Source organism: Leptolyngbya sp. 'hensonii', assembly GCF_001939115.1.
Lineage (GTDB): Bacteria > Cyanobacteriota > Cyanobacteriia.
In genome coordinates, this window is record NZ_MQTZ01000042.1 from 98,850 (window position 1) to 119,290 (window position 20,441).

The following is a 20,441-nucleotide window of genomic DNA, read 5'->3' on the forward strand; positions in this document are numbered from 1 at the left end:
ACTAAATTGATTGGTTGAGCCCAATACCTCAACCGTTCAAACCTGATTCTGCTTTGCCGTAATACAGACCCACTGTAGCATTTTCAACCAATTTTCACCGGGATTCTCTAAATTTCTTGATGACGGAAGGTTTAGAGTATCCCCTTGGAACTGGGAATGGTATCCATTCGGCGAGTGTCCCATTCCACAGCCATGCGTAAGGAGCGGGCAAACGCTTTAAAGGTAGCCTCAATAATGTGATGGGAGTTGATCCCATCCAACTGACGAATATGCAGGGTCATCTGGGCGTGATTCACGATCGCCACAAAAAACTCTCGCACCAGTTGGGTATCATAGGTTCCGACCCGCTCCGTTGGGATGGTTAAGCCATAGCTGAGGTGGGGACGGCCTGAGAAGTCAAGGGCAACCTGAACCAGTGCTTCATCCAAGGGGGCCATAAAATGGCCGAAGCGCACAATTCCCCTGCGATCGCCCAGAGCCTTGGCCAGGGTCTGCCCCAAGGTAATCCCCACATCTTCGTTGGTATGGTGGTCGTCAATTTCCAGATCTCCGATCGCGGTCACCTCCAGATCAATCAACCCATGGGAGGCGATCTGATGCAACATGTGATCCAGGAAGGGAATCCCCGTTTGGGCGGAACAATGTCCCTGACCATCGAGATTGAGGGCCACCTGAACATTTGTCTCCCCCGTGACTCGACTCACGGAAGCGATGCGTGCAGTTGGGGATGAATTCAGGCTCAGGGTTGAGGGTGCGTCACTGGTTTGCATCAGTTGATTCAGTAGAAGGAGTAGATTCGCTTGGGGCAGCAGGAAGGCCAAGCATTTTGCCAACCCGACTATTCAAAGCCCTGATTTCAGCATTGAGTTCCAGTTGACGCTGAATTAGGGCTTTAAAGTCAGCTCTGGTAGCAAGATTCCGCCGCTGGAGTGGGAGGGTCTGCTCCACCTTTTTGAGACAGATATTCAGACCCATGGCAAATTCCTGGCGAGTTACGGGACGATCGCCTTCTGGACCCCCCACCAGACAATCTTGATGACTGCCTGATTGCGCTGGAGCAGAGCCCCCCCCAACTGGTTCAGCTTGAACACCCACTGCAGTCGCAAGACAGAGAAACAAACCGCTGGTCACAGGACCAATCTGGCGCTGCAAAAATAGGATCGTTGCCATAGGGTATAGTCCTCCTGTCATTGCTTTGGGAAGGCGACGGCAGTGCGCAGGGAAAGGTTCCTTAAGCTCCTGACTAAAGCCCCATGATCTCGTAACCTGCATCCACATACAGCACCTGGCCAGTCATGCCGCTAGACAGATCGCTACAGAGGAAAGCCGCCGTATTGCCAACTTCCAGTTGCGTCACTGTGCGGCGTAGGGGAGCATGAGCCTCAACATGATGGATCATGTCCAGGATGCCACCCACAGCCGAGGAGGCCAGGGTACGAATGGGGCCAGCCGAAATGGCATTTACCCGAATATTGCTGGGGCCTAGTTCCGCAGCCAGGTAGCGCACACTCATTTCCAACCCTGCTTTCGCAATGCCCATCACGTTGTAGTTGGGAACAACTCTGACGCCACCCAGGTAGGTGAGGGTGACAATACTCCCCCCTTCAGTCATCAGTGGTTTAGCAGCCCCACTCAAACGAATCAAGGAGTAGTTACTGACATCCATCGCCAACTGAAACCCTGACCGGGAGGTTTGACTGAAATCTCCCGACAGATCATCTTTATTGGCAAAGGCCAGACAGTGAATCAGAATATCCAGCCTGCCCCACTTATCCTGGATAGACTGAAAAGCCGTTTCAATTTGAGCATCCTGTTGAACATCGAGAGGAAGAAATAGACTGGGCTGAAGTGGCTCGACTAATTCAGCCACTTTGCCTTCCATTTTTCCTTTTTCATCCGGCAGATAGGTAATACCAAGATTGGCACCAGCTTTGTGAAGCTGTTGGGCAATGCCCCATGCGATCGAGCGATGGTTGGCAATGCCAGTGACTAAAGCGTTTTTTCCAGTTAGATCTAGCATAAGAGTACATTCTAGATTAATTTGGGGGCAGACTTTTCGGTGGATTGAGAGTTCAAAGGGCTCCCACATGAGTTCTGTAGCTAAGGCTACAAAAAACTCTCCCAGAGTCAGTTTAAGTGTTGTGAAGCAATCATCCCATTAGCCTGTGTGTCTTATTGCTTAGAGATTAGTGTCTTGATATATGAACCTGCATGTAATGTAAGCGCCTCTACAGAAAAGCCTTTTTATCTAAATGTATTCACCCTGAAATTGATGATCGCTATTCTGGGGCGACCCTTGAGCCAGAGGATATGGTAGTGACGCAAGATAAACCGTTAGCATCTGTGTTTCGCCAAATGGGCGGTGGAGCGTTTCCACCAGTCGTAGAAACCTTTGAGCGAGGCAAGACAATTTTCTTTCCAGGAGACCCGGCTGAACGGGTCTACTTCTTACTAAAGGGTGCTGTTAAGCTTTCCAGAGTCTATGAAGCAGGGGAGGAAATCACCGTTGCTCTTCTGCGTGAGAATAGTGTTTTTGGTGTTCTATCCCTGATCACAGGACATCGGTCCGATCGGTTCTATCATGCTGTTGCGTTCACACCGGTCGAGTTACTCTCTGTTCCCATTGAACAGGTCGAAAAGGCTTTGAAGGAAAACCCTGATTTATCTATGGTGATGCTGCAGGGTCTGTCCTCCAGAATCTTGCAGACGGAAATGATGATCGAAACCCTGGCCCATCGAGATATGGGATCTCGATTGGTCAGCTTTTTGTTGATCCTTTGTCGGGATTTTGGCGTTCCCACTGCAGATGGAATTACCATCGACCTCAAACTTTCCCATCAGGCGATCGCAGAAGCGATTGGCTCCACTCGGGTCACGGTCACCCGGTTATTGGGAGATTTGCGCACTGAGAAAATGATTTCGATTCACAAAAAGAAAATTACAGTACACAATCCAGTCACCCTCAGTCAGCAATTTACCTAGAACCAGTCTAAATTTAAGAGGCTTGGGAAACGTTAAGACCTGCAGAAATTCCTTCGCCGATGGGTCAATCGAGAGTCACTTTATAAAATAAATGACCTCTGATTGAATTAGGGTAGGCTTATCTGGATAGCCGGTAATTGTAGTGTGGAGTGGCTTCTCAGAATAGATGACCAGTGGGCTCATCCTGATCTTGGCGGTATTAGTGTTGGGGGGGGTGATCGCAACAGTTGGCGATCGACTGGGAATGCGGGTTGGTAGAGCCCGTCTCAGTTTGTTTAACCTGCGCCCCCGGCAAACTGCTGTTTTTATCACGATCATTACGGGCAGTGTCATTGCCGCCTCAACCCTAGGGATTCTATTTGCAGTTGATGCCCGTCTACGCACAGGGGTCTTCCAATTGGGCAAAATCCTGAATGACCTGAATAAAGCCCGACAGGACTTGGAGCAGACCCGGGTGGAGAAAAGTGAAAATGAGAAGGAATTGACTACCGCAAGAAAAGAGAATTCCCGGATTCAAGGAGAGAACTCCCGGATCCGGCAAGAAAATGCTTCCCTGGCAGTAGAAAATTCCCGGATTGCAGCTCAAAATGCGCGCATCGCTGCTGAGAGTGCCCGGATTCTGGCTGAGAACGATCGGGTTAAGGCGGAGTACCGCCGGACTCAGGCCGAAAAGGATCGCATTTCAGCCGAACGGGCCCGGACAGAAGCTCAACTCAGGGTCGTCTCCCAGCAGGAAGCCACCCTAAGGGCTGGCATTCAAAAGTTGCAGCAAGAGCGCAATCTGGCCATTGCCCAACGGGATCGAGATATTGCGGATCGAGATCGGGTCATTGCCCAAGCTAGCGATCGCCTCAAACTCCTCGAAACTCAGCGAATTAACCTGGAAAAAGCGGTGTTGGAACTGAATCAGGCCTACCGCTACTATCAGGACCAGTACGAATCGATTGTCCTGGGTAAGGTTGCCCTGTTTCGGGGCCAGGTGCTGGCCTCAGGGGTGGTACGCATCCTCAATCCATCTGCGGCCCGTCAGGCCGTAGATCAGTTGTTGCGAGAGGCCAATCGGACTGCCTTACAATTAACCCAGCCGGGGGCCAATCCAACTGGGCAACAGGCCATTCAAATTACTCGAGCGGAAGTCGAACAACTCATCAAGCAGATTCAAGATGGACAAGACTACGTTTTGCGTGTTCTCTCAGCCGGAAATTACGTCCTGGGCAAAAAAAATGTTCAGGTCGTCGCCAGCGCAACCTTAAATCAGTTAATTTTCCGACCAGGAGATCTGGTAGCCTCTACTTCGATCGATCTGCCCAACGCCAGTGAGGACCAAATTCGCGATCGGATTGAGCTCCTATTAGCAGCTTCTGAATTTAGAGGTCGGGGATCGGGCATTTTGTCCCAGGGCATTCAAATCGGCGATGAATCCAGTGTTCTGGCCGTGAGTCGTTTCATTGAACAGCTCAAAGCCTATAATCAACCCCTGGACATTCAAGCCCTAGCCTCAGAGAACATTTACACCTCTGGCCCGCTCAAGTTACAACTCATTGCCCTGCGCAATGGGCAGATTATCTTTCGGAGTAGCTAAGGTCTGTGGATGATTAGCTGGGAAGGTGATAGGGTGGTGAGGAGAAAATCCAGAATCTCCTGCTACCGTTTCTTAAAATATTCCCCATGGTTTCCACAACCCTGTCGAATGCTCAACAGCCTGTAATTCTGGGTTTCGATCCGGGCCGCTATCGCTGTGGTCTGGCTTTAATGGGAGTGGATCGGAGCCTCTACTATCATCAAGTCATTCCTGCAGAAGAGGTTCTAGCAACTATTGAAGACTTGCGAACACAATTCCCCATATCGCTTCTGGTTATGGGGGATCAAACCACTGCCCAACTCTGGAAGGAAAAGCTGACCAGCCATCCTCACGACCCTCTGCGAATTGTGATGGTCGATGAACGCTACAGTACCCTGGAAGCTCGCGATCGCTATTGGCAAATGTATCCGGCCCAGGGGTTATACAGTTTGATGCCAAAAGGTATGCGTGTTCCACCCCGATCGCTGGATGATATCGTAGCAATTTTACTGATCGAACGGTACCTGGAGCAATTAGTCAACAGCCGTCATTAACCTTCAGAAATCAGGTTTCTGATACAGCCCGTTGATAGAAATGTAACGGCTTTTACGAATTAGAGCTGAGCCCGAATGGTAAATGAATAATCTCCGCCTGGTTCCAGCCGATAGTCGCACCGCTCTAGAAACCGCCCCAAGGGCTCCCGGATCAGGGCTCTCCCTAAGGAGGGTTCCACTGTCAGAGCTCCTTGAGTAAAGCACCATTCAAACCGCCATTCAAACTGATTGGCCCGAACTTCCCCTTCGATTTTGCCTTGTTGCCAAGATTGGCTGGTAATCCTGACATAGGCAATGGTTTCCGGTAAGCGCTTAGTACTCAATGACTATCTCCAGGCGAGGCTTCAACGGTTTGAGACCAATTGAGCCTCAGGTTCAAGCACCCAAAGCGCAATTCCTTTCGGAGTTGTCGTCAAAATAACTGAATTCCCACGGGAAATGAGACGCTGAGCCCCTCTCATGGCAGCATCCATTGCCGGAAAAATCTTGACAAAACTATAGAATTGCTTTCTGTAGTAAATCGCCCCCATTGGCCGAGGCACATCCAGGAGTCGAATATGGCAGCGCTTTACAGCGCTTTGATCGAGAATCAGAGGGGATTGATTAGGGTCTTCAGTCGAAGGAGAGGAATCCAGCATATTTTTATACAGGGGCAACGAGCACCCAGGCGGGGCTTAGGAACACTGTCATCACAGATCTGTTCTAATGTAACGAAATTGTTAATCTAGATCCAATAGTTGAAATTACAGAATCGCCTCCTTAATCCTGACTGGGTTCAAGAGAGCGATTATTGTAGAGGCTCATTGCCTTTTCGATTCCCTGCTTCAGACTCATTTCCAGCACTTCCTCCACCAGCCGCAGAATTTCCGGGAGGAGTTTACTCTCAGCCACCGAAAACTGGCCCAGCACATGGGAGATGGCGTCTTTCTCGGCTTGAGAAACGGGTGATTTAGGGCTACCAATCCCAACACGCAGGCGAGGAAAATTTTGCGTTCCCAGATGAGCGATCGCAGACTTCATCCCGTTGTGCCCACCTGCAGAACCAGACAATCGCAGACGGATTTTACCGATCGGCAAATCCATATCATCGTAGATCACCAGTACAGATTGGGGCTCCAGCTTGAACCAATCCACAACCGCTCGCATCGATTGGCCGGAGGCATTCATAAAGGTTAAGGGTTTTAATAAACGGATCTTGTGGGCTTGGGGACCCAGACCTTCGCCAAACAGGCCCTGAAACTTTCGGTTTTCAGTCAGAGAAATCTGCCAGGAACGGGCCAGGGCATCGATCACAGCAAAGCCAACATTGTGACGAGTCTGCTCATACTTAGAGCCAGGATTGCCCAGACCTACAATGAGTTGGGGCATGACCGGCAGGGGAGGCGGTGAAGCATCGGTCATTGTTGAGTTGTCCCGGCCTCCTCTGCCTCAGGGGTTTCAGAGAGTGCGGGGGACAAAACTTGTGGAGTTGGCTGCTCCAGAGTCGCCTCCATGGGCTTACTGACCACCTGCTCCAGTTTTTCTGCTTCCCGCTTAAACTCAGATTTAAATTCTTCTGAAGCATCCTGAAACCCACGCAGGGCCTTGCCCAAGCTACGACCAATCTCTGGCAGCTTTTTAGGACCAAAAATCAGCAGAGCTAGCACAAAAATGACCATCATCTCTGGCAGGCCGATACCAAATACATTCACAACCTAATCCTCCGGCAATATCTCTTTTCAAGTATCACAAAAAAACCCGGTTTAAACCGGGTAAAAGCAGGTACTCAAAATAGCAACTATGGCTTTAACTGAAGTGGCTCTTAACCACCCATGCTCCGCCAATCAACGGCAAAGCCATTGAGCAGCAGGGAGGAGTTGTAGATCTGCAGGATGATCAGGAGGAAGACCAAGAACAAGAGCATAAAAGTCCCCATCAAGGGGGTTGTACCCCAACCAGGAGCAACCTTACCGTATTCAGAATTTAAAGGCTTGAGAATATCTCCTAACCTCGTGCGCTGTGCCATGGGTCACCTGTTAATGAATTTCGACTAAACTTTTTAACACTTTGCAATATTATAAAGTCATAGGATCACAAATTAGACAGTATCATGGAACCCGCAATAGTTCTTAGCATTTCTCTCTGCACCATTCTCATCGCCATTACTGGCTTCTCTATTTACACTTCCTTTGGTCCTCCCTCCAAGAAATTGAGCGATCCCTTTGATGAGCATGAGGACTAATTGAGCGGTCCTGTCAATGCTTCAAACTCCCCACAGTGGGTATCACGGGAATGGTCGGGATGAGTGTTTCTTTGAGGGTTGGTATTTCCGTTTAACCCTGCCCCAGTCCGATCGGTCCTTCGCTTTCATGTATTCTATTGCCCATCCTGGCAGGAACGGACTGGACCATGGAGGGGCAGCCCAGTTTCTCAGTTCTGAAGCTGAGTACTGTTGCCGTACTTTTCCGAATTTATGCCAGTTTTGGGCCTGGAATCATACCTTAGGTCTGGGGCAAGGACGATCAACGACACCTTCTCGTAAAGCTACTTATCTGACTCCTGATGATTTTGAGCAGCAGATTCATGAAGGTTATCAGGTCACAGCCACTCACCATCAGGGAAAACTCTACGATCCTCCTTCTGGTCAGTGGTTGCGATGGCAATATCAGGTTCAGCCTGTCTACGGTTGGGGTAATCCGAAGCAATGGCAACAATCAACTGCAGGTTGGCTCTCCTGCTTGCAAATTTTTGAGCCTGGCTGGCAGATCCTGATGGCCCAGGGATGGGCTACGGGCTACCTGGATTGGCGAGGACAGCGCTATGAATTCGTGAATGCACCGGCCTATGCCGAAAAAAATTGGGGGGGCGCATTTCCCGAAAAGTGGTTCTGGATCAATTGCCATTGCTTCGAGGGCAAGTCTGATCTGACCCTGACTGCTGGGGGGGGGAGACGAGGGGTTCTCTGGTGGAAGGAGGCGGTGGCGATGGTGGGCATCCATTACCAGGGCTGCTTCTATGAGTTTGTTCCCTGGAATGCCCAGATTAACTGGGAGATTTATCCCTGGGGTTACTGGCACATAACTGCAGACAATGGAGCCTGTAGGGTCGAGGTGCAAGGTTGGAGCCATCGGGAGCCTGCACTGGTTCGAACTCCCAGTCAACAGGGACTTGCCTTCACCTGCAAAGATACCCTCCGGGGGCATTTGACCCTGCGGTTGTGGGTATCTGGGCGATCGCAATGGGATTTGGAAGCCCACAGTGTTCTGGCCGGTCTGGAAGTGGGCGGGGGGCCATGGGAAACAGCCTGGATCCAGTGAGTTTCTGGAAGACGGGGGTTGATGCCACTGACCTGATTGGGCCTGATATAGTTGATTAGGTTAGGGTTTCCATCCCTCTAGAACCCATTGCCTGGCTCTCCTGTCTACCCAGAATCTTAGACCAAGTCTCTGTCCCCGGTTATGGGCATCAACATTCCCTACAGACATACGACCGAATTATGACGAGGAAACTGCAAGCTCAGGGCTTATTCTATCGGTCTTACTGGATTGTGGCGATCGCGGATGGGGCTTACTTCACCCCCACGATCCTGACCTCTCATGGAACATTATTGGGTGACCGCCAATGTTATACCTCAGCCATGGACGCGATCGTGGCTGGTCAAAATCTGGTCGATCAACAGATGTATGAAGCAGTTCCAGAAGAACTTCGCTGGGTTGATTGAAGCAGAAGAAACATAAATCCCGACAGATTAAAAATTGACCTGCTTGCCTTCAAGTGTGTTTTATCCGTCTTTGTTCCTCAATCCTAAGCGCCATTCTTTGATCCATGCGGGCAACTCCACCGATCACAACTCTTACTGCTCTGGCCCACCACCCATTGAGCCTGATGATCGCTCTGTTGGCTCTGTCCTCTGCCTTACTGGTCAGTTGTGCGCAAAAAGTGGATATTGACCAGCTACAAAAAACGATTCAAACCGGCATCACACAACAGACTGGCATTGCCGTAGACTCTGTCGGCTGTCCTCAAGAAGACCGCAAACTGGCGGAGAGGGATACGTTTAACTGCAACGTCAACACTCAAGGGGGGCCTCTGACCGTTCAGGTGACTCTGGTTGATAATCAGGGTAAAGTGACCTGGAAAGTCACGCAGGGCCTGGTTTCACTTACCCTGGCCGAGGAAAAGGTCCAAGCCGCGATCGGCAAAAGGGTGGGCATTCAGGTAATGGTTGACTGCGGTAGTAAAAAGGGGAGTTCTCGTGTCGCCCACAAAGGAGATGTGTTTGAGTGTAGCGTTACCGATGGGAAGCAAACCCTGCCGATTAAGGTAACCATGCAGGACGATCAGGGAGGCTTTGCCTGGGAGCCTATCCATCCATAGCAGCAAGGTTGTCCACCCTATTGTCAACAGAGGGAAAGACAAAGGATAATTTTCCTGAAGGTAAGTGACAATTAAGCGTACCCTATGAAATGTGCAGCAGCATTTTTGGGGCTGAATTCTCGATTATTAACATCTAATTTTGCATGGGCTTTGCTTGCTTCACAGCAAGAAAACTCTATTCTTACCATCAAGCTCTTGGCATGAGTTTGTTATGGTAGCCTCAGCATTTTTTAATTCCTGGTTGAGGAGCAAGTCAGTCATATGGGTCTAAAGTTTCAGGTTGCTTACTGGGAGCTAATGGCTCCAAGTTTAGCCTTAGCAATGCTGGCTGCTCCATGCTTTGCGATGCCTGATCAGCAGTCGCCAAAAAAACTTCCAGCATCTTACTCCTGCTCGACTGCCACCTCTCTAACCCAGCGCTGTTCACGGGCAAAAATTCAGCTTTCTTCAGCAACCCTGCAGACCTCTGATCTGGCCTTGGCATTGCAAGGAGCAATCTTAAACCTGGCTCAAGCTACGCCCGATCGCGCTGGAGACCGGCAGTCCACCCCTAATCAGGATCGATTTCCCCAACCCGTTCCAGCCCCTGGACCGTTGCCAGCAGAGCCCCAGCAACCACTAACGCCCCTTCCTCCTGTTGAGCCAACCTCCCCTCCGCCTGCCACCGCCCAACCCATAGCAGTGCGTAAAATCGAAGTCATTGGCAGTTCCGTTTTCAGTTCAACAGACTTTTCCACCATCACCCGAACCTATGAGGGGCGCTCTGCCACCCTGGAAGAACTGCGAGAAGCCGCTGATAAAATCACCCAACTCTACCTGGATCGGGGTTTTATTACTTCCAGAGCCATTCTAGTAGACCAGACGATCGTAGATGGTGTCGTGCAAATTCGGGTGATTGAAGGAGGGTTAGAACGCATTGATGTGGAAGGCACCCAGCGAGTCAATCCAGACTATATTCGAGCCCGCATTGAACTGGCTGGGTTAAAACCTGTGAACAAAGATCGTCTGGAAGATCAGCTCAGGTTGCTTCGGGCAGACCCCCAGTTTGACAATGTGGAAGCCAGTCTGCGGGCAGGGACACAGTTCGGCCAGAGCATTTTGACCATCCGAGTTAAGGAAGCCAATCCCTTCAATGCGATCGTCAGCATCGATAATTATTCGCCGCCCAGTGTCGGTTCTGAACGGTTCGGAATTGGTGCTAGCTATCGCAATGTATTGACCAGTAACGGTGATCAACTGGCGGCCTCCTATAGTCGCACGACTGCTGGGGGAGCCAATCTCTATGATTTCAGCTATCGCCTGACGGTCAATCCAATGAATGGCACTTTACAGGTGCGCTATGCTCCCAGTGACTATAAAGTGATTGACCCTGTCTTTGCGTTATTGAAAATCCGGGGAGGTAGCGATCTCTACGAAATCAGCTTCCGCCAACCGCTTATCAGAACGCCGCGGGAGGAATTGGCCCTCTCTTTGGGGATAGCTCGTCAAACTGGACAAACCTTTTTGGGCTTTACAGGCAATGATATCGGCTTTGGCTTTGGATCTGGCCCTGAAGCCAATGGCACCACCCGAACCACCGTACTTAAGTTTGGGCAGGATTACGTTTCCCGAGATGTTCAGGGGGCTTGGGCATTCCGCTCCCAGTTCAGCTTAGGCGTAGATTTATTCGGGGTTACGATCAATGCTGCCCCCACACCCGATGGGTTATTCTTCAGTTGGTTGGGGCAGGCTCAGCGCGTCCAGGTTTTGAATCCAGATCAGGTCCTTATTTTTCAAGCAGACCTGCAACTCTCGTCCGACACCCTGCTAGCAGCTCAACAGTTTGTTATGGGAGGCGGCCAGTCTGTCCGGGGCTACCGACAGAATGCCCGTTCCGGGGACAACGGCTTTCGCTTCTCAGTAGAAGATCGGATCGTCGTTCTCCGAGATGAATCTGGGGCAGCCTTGCTCCAGGCTGTGCCGTTTCTGGATGTGGGCTATGTCTGGAATGTAACCGGCAACCCCAACCTGCTCCCCTCTCAAAATCTTCTGGCAGGGGGAGGGGTTGGTCTAATTTGGGCTCCTTTCCCTGGTTTGGGAATTCGCCTGGATTATGCCCGACCGTTTGTTAATTTGAATGATCGGGGCAATAACATTCAGGAAGAGGCATTCTATTTCAGTGTTAACTACCAACTTTAGGCCAGAACATAGAAAGCCAGAAGCCAGAATTGACTGGTGGTACCTGATTTCTGGCTTCCTTTTCTGCCTTCCTGTTTTGAGTTGAATTGAGCACCTGTGCCTTTACTCTTCCATCCCTTTAGGCTTGATCGAACTGACTGTACAACAATCCACCAGAGGTTCTTGAGCCAGTTTCTTCAGGTCAATTCCCTCCAACAAATCCGACCAGAGCGCAGCCAGATTCGGATCGTTCGGTTTACTGCGACGCAAGGCGGCCAGCGTAGTCAGCGCTTCGTGCCAGATTCCAGCCGCTGCATAAATTGCCGGAACTTCAGCCACAGAAGTCTTCTTCAGCTTGCTCTGGAGATCCGGGGCAAAATTCACGCGCTCAATAAACCCATCGGCAGCATCCTCAGCCGTGCGATCGTTCAGATCACAAATAACATTGATAGACCAGCGATAAACCTTACCAACTTGTAGAGGGGCCACTCCCGGTTTCTCCGGGAGTTTAAAGCTCATCACACCAGACTGATCTCCAATTGGGAGCAATGTCTTATAAACCACTTTGACATTTCGAGGTCCCCGCCATTCGTAAAGGATGAACTCTACGGTTTTAGCGTAATCGGGTTTGAAGGGAGGTTGATGCCAGAAAAAGGTTGGGTACCCAGAAACAGTTTGACCAATGCTGCGATCGGGGGCGGGAGTGAGGGCAGCCAGCGTCCGATAGTTCTTCGGAAAGGCATAGGTCTGATTGGCTGGCAAAGGGGGGAGATTGGGTACCAGCTTAGCATCCAGGCATTGGCCTCGAACCCCTGCCGGTTCTCTTCGTCCCGGTAAGCCGCCTCTAGCAGGTGCCTTAAAGATGGATTTTGCCAGGGTTAAGGTGGGCAAGCTGCAAACAAACAGACCAAGGGAAATCGACAGGAAACTGCGGACCAGAAGCTTGTAAGGTATTTTACTAGCCATATAGTGAAAGATCTCCCCAATAGGGTTGATAAATTGAGATGAGCGCGAACAAAAAGCAGCAGAGCTGTTCACCTGGATGAAACTTGATTCTTACCGGGCAAACAGCAATTTACCAGAGGCTCCTGAGCATAATCAGCCAACTCAACTGACTTCAATAAATCAGCCCAATCCTTGGCATAAACCTGGTTCTGGGGATTAGTACGCCGCAAGTCAGCCAGGGTAGAAATCGTCTCATTCCAGATTCCCTGTGCCGCCAACAGGGCCAACCGTTCCTCTGGCTTGGCATTCTGAATCTGACTCAGCAGGTCGGGTTTGGCAACCCGGCGAATCCAGCCTCCCACATAGATGTCATTATCCTCAGGATCTGCGGGCTTATCTCCAGGCTTACGAGCAAGCTCGGGGCAGTTCACTTCAAAGTACCAGAGGTAGGTTTTATTGACCTCCAAGGCTTTCACCCCAGCGTTGCCAGGTATAGTTAAACTGAGTACACCAGGAATACTTCTGGGCCTGCCCGATTTCACTGGTTTTCCATTCCTGCCGTACTCAATTGGATCGCCCTTCTCATCATAGAAAACAACCCGACTTTTACTATCTCGGATAAACTGAGTCTCAATGGTTGTTTTGTAAAGAACCGTCGTATTTCTCTCGTCCCGCAGCTCAAAATCAATGGACGGGGCAGAGTGTTCGGGAACGTACCACAGAAACGTCGGATACTCTGCCAAGGTAACGCTCCGGTTTGATGGCGGCACCAAAGCCACCAAAGCATTCTTCTGGTTAGGAGCAATGCAGCTTTGGGGATCACGTGAGCCTGCAGGTTCTCGCCGCCCTGGGATACCACGCTGACGCACCTTGATCCCAGCCAAAACCAGTTCTGGGAAACTGGCCATCAGCAAGCTAGTTAAGATGGCGAACGAAGCAGTCCAAAAAGTAAAACGTGATTTCTTATACATATGGGACCAATCCTTATGCATGTAAATAACACCAGCGAGAGATGACTCTAGCAGCCTGCACTCAAAACAGATAGATGGTTCAAATGGACCCAATGCTTAGGATGTGAGAGCATCCCACTTTATTTTGCATTGAGATTACTGCTATTTATGTCTGATTCCGATGGGGAATGTTCCTGATTACCCCCACTCTGATCAGCGAATGAGTTGGCTTCTGGAGCAGGATTCGTCTCAGACAGACGGGCCAGCACCTGGTAGACATCCACCATATGTTGCTTTCCTTTCAGGGCCAAATACCCCCAGTTCTCTACCTGGAACTTATCCCGGGTATACTCATATGTTTCATGGGCGATGAGAATTCGACAAAGTCCTCCCTGCCGATCTTTCTCCACACTTTCTAGGCGAGAAGCCGTATTGACACTATCACCGATAATGCCATATTCCAGCCGTTCTTTACCCCCCAAACTACCAGCCACGATCGGGCCAGTGAAGATGCCCACCCGAATCTGGATACAGGGCAACCCCCTCTGTTTCCAGTCTTGATTCAGCAGTTGCAAATTCTCTCCCATCGATAGGGCGCAGGCCACGGCATTACAGGCATCCGCTGCAATGGCTTCCCGAGTCTCCCGGGCCACAGGCACCCCAAAAACGGCAATCAGACCGTCCCCTGTAAACTTATTGACAATCCCATGGTAGAGTTGCACTTCCCGCGTCATCACACTCAGGTACTCATTGAGCCAGTTCAGCAGGTCTTCCGGTAGCATTTGCTCGGAGATGGTGCTGAAGTTCTTAATATCTGTAAACAACATGGTTGCCGTCAGCTTTTGACCAGGCAGTTTACCGTCCTGCATCAGACGATCGCGAGAGTTCCAGAGGGCCGCCGCAATTTCCGGGGAGGCATTCTGCCCCAACAGAGTCATGGTCATCTGTTGTTGCCGCTGAGCCTGTTGGGCCCGATAGGCCACCACAGCCATCCCCGTCAGCAGCAGGTTCAAGGCTGGCGTAATGACTGGAATCCACCCCTGGTGTAAAAAAATAATAAAGCCACTGCCAAGGACTGTTCCCAAAGCAGCCGTTCCCCCCAGGCCCAACACCACCGGATGCCGCAAGCGCCAGGCCAGCACCCCACCCAGCACAGACCAACCAGATATCCAGAGAATCTCTCCCCATTCGGACCAGAACCAGAAGAGAGGACGCGCTCCAGTCACTGCATCCAGAAACTGGCTGACCATCTGGGCATGAACTTCCACACCCGGCATCTTGGGATCGATCCGTTCTGCGGCACTGAATGGCGTATTAAAAAAATCTTTTGCACTGGGAGCAATACTACCAATCAGAATAATTTTATCTTTGATCAATTCAGGTGCAACCCGTCCATCTAGGACATCGGAAAGGCTGACACGGGTAGCAATACGCTTGTGCGTTCGGTAATTGAGAAGTATTTGGTAACTATTAGGATCATTATCCTGATACCCACCAGAGTTTTTCTCCAGGGGAACTAACAGTGCTTGCCCCCACTCAATGTTCTGGTCGCTGTCCTCACTCAGTTGAGGTTCCAACTTTAAGGGTTGCAGATACATCTGAGCTACCTGAAACGCAAAGGAAGGCAAAATCGCGTCTCCACTGGGCGTAACTAGATACAAATTGCGTCGGACGACATTATCTGGGTCAGTCACCACATCGTTAAAGCCAACCTGATCTGGCGAAATACTGGCGGGCGGAGGAATAATGCGATCCTCTTTAGCAACTGGGAAGGTTGTAATGGCAATGATATTAGAGGCCTTGAACTCCTTGGCTAGTTCAGCATGGCCAGGCTCCTGGGGTAAATCCCGATAGATATCCAGGCCAATCACCCGAGGTTGATGACGTTGCAGTTCCCGGAGAACCTTGGCCAGATCTCGATCGGAAAAGGGAACGCCATACTTTTTATTGTCATCCTCCGTGATTCCAACCACGAGGAAACGAGGGTCCGGCCCAGGATCAGGGCGAAGCTGAACCATCTGATCATAGGCTTTCAGTTCCAGGGATTGCAGCCAACCCAGCGATCGCAACCCTAATATTAATCCCGTAGCTGTAGCACTACTGATGACGACACTCAACAACCCTGTTAGGTCTGGTTTTGCATCCCGAATGCGCTGAAAAAATTTGATTACCACAATCCCTGGAACCTACTACACGGCAGCGATAAAACCTTGCTCCGGTGGGAGTTATGACACTTAATACGGACCCCAACTTATTATCTCCGGATGACCTGAGCTCCAGCCGATCAAGTCTTTAAAGATTAGGAGCTATCGTAGCAAGCTGCTCTTCAGAAAAGAGGCCCGATGAACTTTGCTTCCGATAGATTTAGAACTTTAATCCATCCCAGCTTCAGGCCGTGACACCCCTTGATTGCATGCTGCTATTATGGCATCCAGTTGAGGGGTGTCACCCCCCAATATTAGTGTTTACCCGTAACGGAGAGGCTCTCAACAATCAGGGACGGTGTATAGCATGACCCATTCCAGTCTGGGTCATCACCAAGCTCGATCAGTTGTTTCAGGGCTGTGTAAACATTTCCAGCAATCATCGTATCTTTAACTCGTCCCAGAATCTGCCCCTGTCTGACCCGATAACCCAGATCCACATTGATAGAAAAGTCACCCGAAATCCCCGCTCCGCCCCCCAGCATCTGATCCAAAATCAGACCATCCTCAAGGGTCATCATTAAGTCCAGCAGAGATTTTGCCACAGGTTTAGGACGGCGAGTTTCTGCTGGTTCAATCAGAAGATTGACTAGACCTGGAGTCGGGTAACTTCCCAAACCAGGACGAAATCCATTGCCCGTGGTGCCACTTCCCAGGGCGCGCCCCGTGGTGCGATCGGTATAAAACAACTGCAGCACCCCATTATGAATAAACGTTAGGGGGCGAGTTGAAGTCCCTTCATCATCAAAAGGACAGCTAAAGGGACCCATACCGGGTTGCTGGGATACGGTGACTAGGGAAGAGATCACCTGCTCCCCCAGGCGATCGCTCCAGGGTGAGGCTCGTTCAATCACCTGCTTCCCATTTAGAGCTGCTTGCACGGTTCCCCATAACATGTCAGCCGCCTTTGAGGTAAACAGGATGGGAACCCGCCCCGTCGGGGGAGGAACATTATCCTGAGCCCAATCCAGACGCTGCAAAAGTTGCTGGGCTAAAGCAGCAGGATCCAGACTATCTCGCTGGATCTGGCCGTCTGAAACACTCAGAAAATCATCTCCCCGGACCCACTCAGCGCTCATGTAGCAGTTGAGGGTGGTATCCGTATGGCTGCAATCTAACCCTTGAGAATTAACCAGGCGCGTCATTTCGACTTCGCATTCCCACTCAGCAGTACAGAGAACTTCTGGGTATCGTTCCCGCACCAACATGATCGCCTCCTTACCCCAGGCAATCATGTGATCCACAGAGACGCTCTTTCCAGCGTCAGGATAAACCAGCCGAGAGTCTCGCCCTAGCTCGATCGGTTCAGGTTGGTTCAACTGGCTGATCGCGATCGCCCGATCAACCAGGCTTTGAGGTTCAACCACACCATAGGCAACAGCCAACCCTGGACGACCATTCAACCATAGACGAAGTGTCGTCCCCTCAGCCTGGGTACTCTCCAATTGCTTTAATCGATTGGCCTCAAAAAATATTGGCCGAGAAAAAGACCGGGATTGAAAAACCTCTGCTGCTTCAGCTCCTGACCGGATAGCCAGGTCAATAAGCTGTTCGACAAACGACTCTGAAGAAAGGTCTTGGGAACCCATAGGCAACTAGTGAGACGTGAGGAGTGAGGAGTGAGGAGTGAGGAGTAGAAATCACTTCCTGCTCACTGGCTCACTCGCTTACCTGCTCAACTACTCACTTTACGCCAGATTGACCTCCTGCAATAACCAAAATCCGGCAAAGGTTTCTGAACGGGGATCAGTCTGCACAGCCAGGAAATGTACCCCATTCGCCTGCTGCTTGGCTGTCTCAAAGGCTTGTGCCTCTGTTTGCATCTGAGGGGCCGACAGATTAGCCAACAGCCAGGATTCCGCAGCCCCAGTCTCCAGAATCAGTCGAGCTGGGGCGTCTACAAATCGCAGGAACGCCATTTCCAGTCCTGATATCCAGCCAGCCATGGGCAAAGCTCTGGAAGAGAAGATAATCACTCCAGGAATCAGCATCGTTGGCGTTATCCCGGCAAGTTGGAGGGGAAAAGCTTCACTGAAATCGATCGCCCAATCCGACATTTCATCAAAAGCACCGGCCTCCAGGTTTACAAAAGCCCACTGTTGCCCAATCAGAGCATCAGGCAAGGGTTGGGGCAGCGCCGTCTCAAAGGTAGTGAGGGAGGCGATCGGATTAGCCTGCCCTTCCTGGTAGCCAGGAACAGTGGGATAGAATTTCTGCACCCGTTCTTGCAACCATTGATTCAGAGCATAGGTGCGCCGACTCGGCAGGGCATCAATGCCCAGTTCACCGCAGGCTTTTTTAATCATGTTATTCATCTGGCGGCGAAAGAACCGAATTCGGTTGGGGGGGTGCCCTCCCTTCGCGATCGCTTCTTCCAGGGCTTCCCGTAGCCACACAGAATTCACCTGAGTAGCCGAGCAAAATTTGGCATAGCGGAAGAGGGTATCGGGCGATCGAGTAATACTTTGGGGGCTTTCGCACACCACCACTTCCCACAACTTCTTGCCTTGCTCGTCCAGGATGGGACGGGAGTAAAAATCAAGTTCCCAGATGACAGCCATTGAACCGTTAGTAAGGACTTCCCCTTAATTCTAGGGCTGTGGGGGGCATCCCACCTATGGACATTGCATGATAGAGGCATTGCACATAGCCCCTCCACAATGCAATGTTGTTGTTAGATTCCGGTCATGTAACTGTAGACGGTACCAGAAACCTGACGAATAAAGTTCCGTCCAGCAATGTCGTTATAGGGTCGAATCACTAGGACTGCCCCCAGGTAGCGCTTGCCGTTGGGTAGCTCGATAATTCCAGCATCCCCCAGCATAAAGCCAATATCCCCCGTTTTATGGGCGATCGTGGCTCCAGTCCCCAGACCAGCGGGCAGCAGGGTTCTGGTTTTGGTTCGGCGCAGAATCCCCAGGGCCTCATCCTGACTTTGGGGCGAGAGGAGTTTTCTCTGATCCAGCAAGGACAGAAGATAGACCATTTCTCGGGCTGTCGTGGTGTTGGTGCCTGACAAATCTGGCAACCAGTTGCGAATCACCGTCTTCTTCAAGCCCCAACTGCGAAAGCGTTGATTCAAAACACTGATCCCCCCCATACGATGAATGATCATGTTAGTGGCCGTGTTATCGCTGATCACAATCATCTGAGTGGCTGTTTTCAGCGCACTGAATTTACTCCAGGCTGGTAGGTCTTGCATGGTTCCAGAACCGGACGCAATCAACTCAGGGCGCATCACTAGCGTCTCATCCAGGCGGATTTTCCCAGCATCCACATCCTGGAAAAAAGCGATCAGAATCGGTAACTTAATGATGCTGGCCGTGGGGAACGTCTTATTTCCATTAATGTCCAAGTAATTGCCGGTATCCACATCCAGGAAAAACAGGCCGGATTTGAGCGCAGGATAGTTCGCCCGTAAGGTCTGGATGCGATCCTGTAACCAGGCCAGTTCTTGGCCCAGGACGATCGGTCCTTCCAGTTTCTCAACCGGGGGAGATTGCACCGCCACAGGCTGAGGCTCGGAATCAGTCACCACCGCCTCAGGGGGCAGGCGTTGGGGTTGGGGTAATTGAACACTCCACTGAGTTGAGGATTGCCCCCGCACAATCACTTGTCGTGGGTCGATCGTGTATCCCGGAGCCAATTCCACGACCAGGCGTGTCGTCGCCGCATTGAATTGACCGATCCGAATCCCTTGAATGACGCCACCTACCGACTGATTGATTTTGGGCCGACCCAGGGCAATACCGGGCAAATCAATCACCAGCCGGGTGGGATTGGCCAGCAATTGGGCCGTTGGTTCTACATCCTCATCGGTCGTGAAAGTCAGTTGATTTTGACTGGGTTCAAAGCGCCAGGATTGCAGTTTAGCTGCCTGGGCAGGCAGAGAGAGCAGCAAAGAGCTCAGGAGCAACCCAGGAAACAACCATTGAATCTTCTTCATAGGATTTCGGAGGTGTGAGGAGACAAGGGCAATGTCGGACAAAGGTTGAGTTTTGTTTCTTTACAGAGCAGCGTAGTTGTGATCCGGATCTCACGGCACAAGCTCCATAGGCCGTTGGAGCTTAATAAAGTTTTAATGATAATCAGGGTTCTACTTCCTGTAAAGGAGGTTCTGTTTCCAGCGATTCAATTGCGTCCTCGTCTATTTGGGCAACAGGCTGCGCCCCTTTCACCGGTCTGAGCAGAAGTTGATTGGGGAGTTGTTCAATCTGGAAGTACTGATTGAATTTATCCGTCACTTGCAGCCAGTAAGACCGGCCATCAGATTGACGGCGCTTACGAACGAACCCCTTTTCAACCAGTTCTGGTACATGCTGATACACACCCGAGCCGCGCAAGTTGACGAGGTCTGTCTGAGAAATCGTCCCCCGCAGTGCGATCGCCGCCAGGGTCCGCAACGCCCCAACTCCCAAATCTACCGGAATTAATGTGTCCACCAGATTCTGATAGGCTTCTCGCAATTGCAGCGTGTAGCCTTCTGCAGTTTCTACCACTTCCAGGGCACTATCCCGATGGGCATAGTCAGCCATCAGTTCAATTAACCCGTCCTCAATGGCATCCCGATCGCATCCGGCATAGTCTGCTAGCTCATTCAGTGAGAGCGGTTTACCTTTCAGGTAAAGAATGGCCTCAATCCGGGTAGCAAGACGAGTCATGATTTTGGGATGAAGTGGGAGGATAAACTGGGGTATTTCAACATCAATTCCTAACAAATTCCTAAGTTACC

22 protein-coding genes are annotated in these 20,441 nt (G+C 50.9%); 8 read left to right on the forward strand and 14 right to left on the reverse strand.

What is annotated here, in order from left to right; all coding sequences use genetic code 11:
- Window positions 1–131: 131 nt before the first annotated feature.
- From hisB to fabI, 3 genes are all read right to left on the reverse strand, one after another.
- The gene (gene hisB / locus BST81_RS14655) at window positions 132–770 is read right to left on the reverse strand and encodes an imidazoleglycerol-phosphate dehydratase HisB (RefSeq protein ID WP_075599248.1); all 639 of its coding nucleotides are present in this window, start codon (window positions 768–770) and stop codon (window positions 132–134) included.
- On the reverse strand, window positions 757–1,170 hold the full coding sequence (locus BST81_RS14660; RefSeq protein ID WP_075599249.1) for a hypothetical protein: 414 nt from the start codon (window positions 1,168–1,170) through the stop codon (window positions 757–759). Before BST81_RS14660 ends, hisB begins: the two co-directional genes overlap by 14 nt.
- Window positions 1,171–1,243: 73 nt before the next feature.
- Window positions 1,244–2,020: an enoyl-ACP reductase FabI gene (fabI, locus tag BST81_RS14665; RefSeq protein WP_075599250.1), complete on the reverse strand. Its 777-nt coding sequence runs from the start codon at window positions 2,018–2,020 to the stop codon at window positions 1,244–1,246.
- 290 nt (window positions 2,021–2,310) lie between these two features.
- Here fabI and ntcA point away from each other — a divergent pair, with 290 nt between their 5' ends.
- From ntcA to BST81_RS14680, 3 genes are all read left to right on the forward strand, one after another.
- Entirely contained in the window at window positions 2,311–2,982 is a 672-nt protein-coding gene (ntcA, locus tag BST81_RS14670; RefSeq protein ID WP_075599251.1) for a global nitrogen regulator NtcA, read from the forward strand.
- A gap of 166 nt (window positions 2,983–3,148) precedes the next feature.
- Window positions 3,149–4,564, forward strand: coding sequence for a DUF3084 domain-containing protein (locus BST81_RS14675; protein WP_075599252.1), 1,416 nt, complete (start codon window positions 3,149–3,151; stop codon window positions 4,562–4,564).
- Between the two features lie 86 nt (window positions 4,565–4,650).
- Entirely contained in the window at window positions 4,651–5,097 is a 447-nt protein-coding gene (locus tag BST81_RS14680; RefSeq protein WP_075599253.1) for a pre-16S rRNA-processing nuclease YqgF, read from the forward strand.
- Window positions 5,098–5,156: 59 nt separating this feature from the next.
- Here the strand turns inward: BST81_RS14680 and BST81_RS14685 are convergent, their stop codons facing one another.
- The 4 genes from BST81_RS14685 to psbH form a co-directional block, all read right to left on the reverse strand.
- On the reverse strand, window positions 5,157–5,420 hold the full coding sequence (locus tag BST81_RS14685) for a DUF3146 family protein (RefSeq protein ID WP_075599254.1): 264 nt from the start codon (window positions 5,418–5,420) through the stop codon (window positions 5,157–5,159).
- 436 nt (window positions 5,421–5,856) lie between these two features.
- Window positions 5,857–6,498, reverse strand: coding sequence for an aminoacyl-tRNA hydrolase (pth, locus tag BST81_RS14695; protein WP_075599256.1), 642 nt, complete (start codon window positions 6,496–6,498; stop codon window positions 5,857–5,859).
- A complete protein-coding gene (locus BST81_RS14700) occupies window positions 6,495–6,788 on the reverse strand; it encodes a TatA/E family twin arginine-targeting protein translocase (RefSeq protein ID WP_075599257.1) in 294 nt (97 codons plus the stop codon). Before BST81_RS14700 ends, pth begins: the two co-directional genes overlap by 4 nt.
- Before the next feature lie 110 nt (window positions 6,789–6,898).
- Window positions 6,899–7,102, reverse strand: coding sequence for a photosystem II reaction center protein PsbH (gene psbH, locus BST81_RS14705; protein WP_075599258.1), 204 nt, complete (start codon window positions 7,100–7,102; stop codon window positions 6,899–6,901).
- 84 nt (window positions 7,103–7,186) lie between these two features.
- On the opposite strand from psbH, the gene psbN reads away from it, so the two are divergent.
- From psbN to BST81_RS14730, 5 genes are all read left to right on the forward strand, one after another.
- Window positions 7,187–7,318, forward strand: a complete 132-nt coding sequence (gene psbN / locus BST81_RS14710) for a photosystem II reaction center protein PsbN (RefSeq protein ID WP_075599259.1) — start codon at window positions 7,187–7,189, stop codon at window positions 7,316–7,318.
- A 16-nt stretch (window positions 7,319–7,334) separates the two neighbouring features.
- Window positions 7,335–8,393, forward strand: coding sequence for a tocopherol cyclase family protein (locus tag BST81_RS14715; RefSeq protein WP_075599260.1), 1,059 nt, complete (start codon window positions 7,335–7,337; stop codon window positions 8,391–8,393).
- Window positions 8,394–8,572: 179 nt separating this feature from the next.
- Entirely contained in the window at window positions 8,573–8,797 is a 225-nt protein-coding gene (locus tag BST81_RS14720) for a hypothetical protein (protein ID WP_075599261.1), read from the forward strand.
- A gap of 104 nt (window positions 8,798–8,901) precedes the next feature.
- Window positions 8,902–9,453, forward strand: coding sequence for a DUF4333 domain-containing protein (locus BST81_RS14725; protein WP_083636879.1), 552 nt, complete (start codon window positions 8,902–8,904; stop codon window positions 9,451–9,453).
- Between the two features lie 297 nt (window positions 9,454–9,750).
- On the forward strand, window positions 9,751–11,631 hold the full coding sequence (locus BST81_RS14730) for a ShlB/FhaC/HecB family hemolysin secretion/activation protein (protein ID WP_253188295.1): 1,881 nt from the start codon (window positions 9,751–9,753) through the stop codon (window positions 11,629–11,631).
- Window positions 11,632–11,733: 102 nt separating this feature from the next.
- On the opposite strand, the gene BST81_RS14735 is transcribed toward BST81_RS14730, so the two are convergent.
- From BST81_RS14735 to scpB, 7 genes are all read right to left on the reverse strand, one after another.
- Window positions 11,734–12,576 (reverse strand): DUF928 domain-containing protein, encoded by an 843-nt coding sequence (locus BST81_RS14735; RefSeq protein WP_143780352.1) that lies wholly within the window; start codon window positions 12,574–12,576, stop codon window positions 11,734–11,736.
- A 68-nt stretch (window positions 12,577–12,644) separates the two neighbouring features.
- Window positions 12,645–13,463 (reverse strand): DUF928 domain-containing protein, encoded by an 819-nt coding sequence (locus BST81_RS14740; protein ID WP_171974765.1) that lies wholly within the window; start codon window positions 13,461–13,463, stop codon window positions 12,645–12,647.
- Window positions 13,464–13,645: 182 nt separating this feature from the next.
- A complete protein-coding gene (locus tag BST81_RS14745; protein WP_075599265.1) occupies window positions 13,646–15,679 on the reverse strand; it encodes an adenylate/guanylate cyclase domain-containing protein in 2,034 nt (677 codons plus the stop codon).
- A gap of 284 nt (window positions 15,680–15,963) precedes the next feature.
- Window positions 15,964–17,298 (reverse strand): TldD/PmbA family protein, encoded by a 1,335-nt coding sequence (locus BST81_RS14750; RefSeq protein ID WP_075599266.1) that lies wholly within the window; start codon window positions 17,296–17,298, stop codon window positions 15,964–15,966.
- A 99-nt stretch (window positions 17,299–17,397) separates the two neighbouring features.
- Window positions 17,398–18,270: a Tab2/Atab2 family RNA-binding protein gene (locus BST81_RS14755; protein WP_075599267.1), complete on the reverse strand. Its 873-nt coding sequence runs from the start codon at window positions 18,268–18,270 to the stop codon at window positions 17,398–17,400.
- A gap of 113 nt (window positions 18,271–18,383) precedes the next feature.
- On the reverse strand, window positions 18,384–19,655 hold the full coding sequence (locus BST81_RS28870; RefSeq protein ID WP_075599268.1) for a serine hydrolase: 1,272 nt from the start codon (window positions 19,653–19,655) through the stop codon (window positions 18,384–18,386).
- Window positions 19,656–19,797: 142 nt separating this feature from the next.
- Window positions 19,798–20,370 carry an SMC-Scp complex subunit ScpB gene (scpB, locus tag BST81_RS14765; protein ID WP_075599269.1) on the reverse strand — a complete coding sequence of 191 codons (573 nt, stop codon included), beginning with the start codon at window positions 20,368–20,370 and terminating at the stop codon, window positions 19,798–19,800.
- Between the last annotated feature and the right edge of the window lie 71 nt (window positions 20,371–20,441).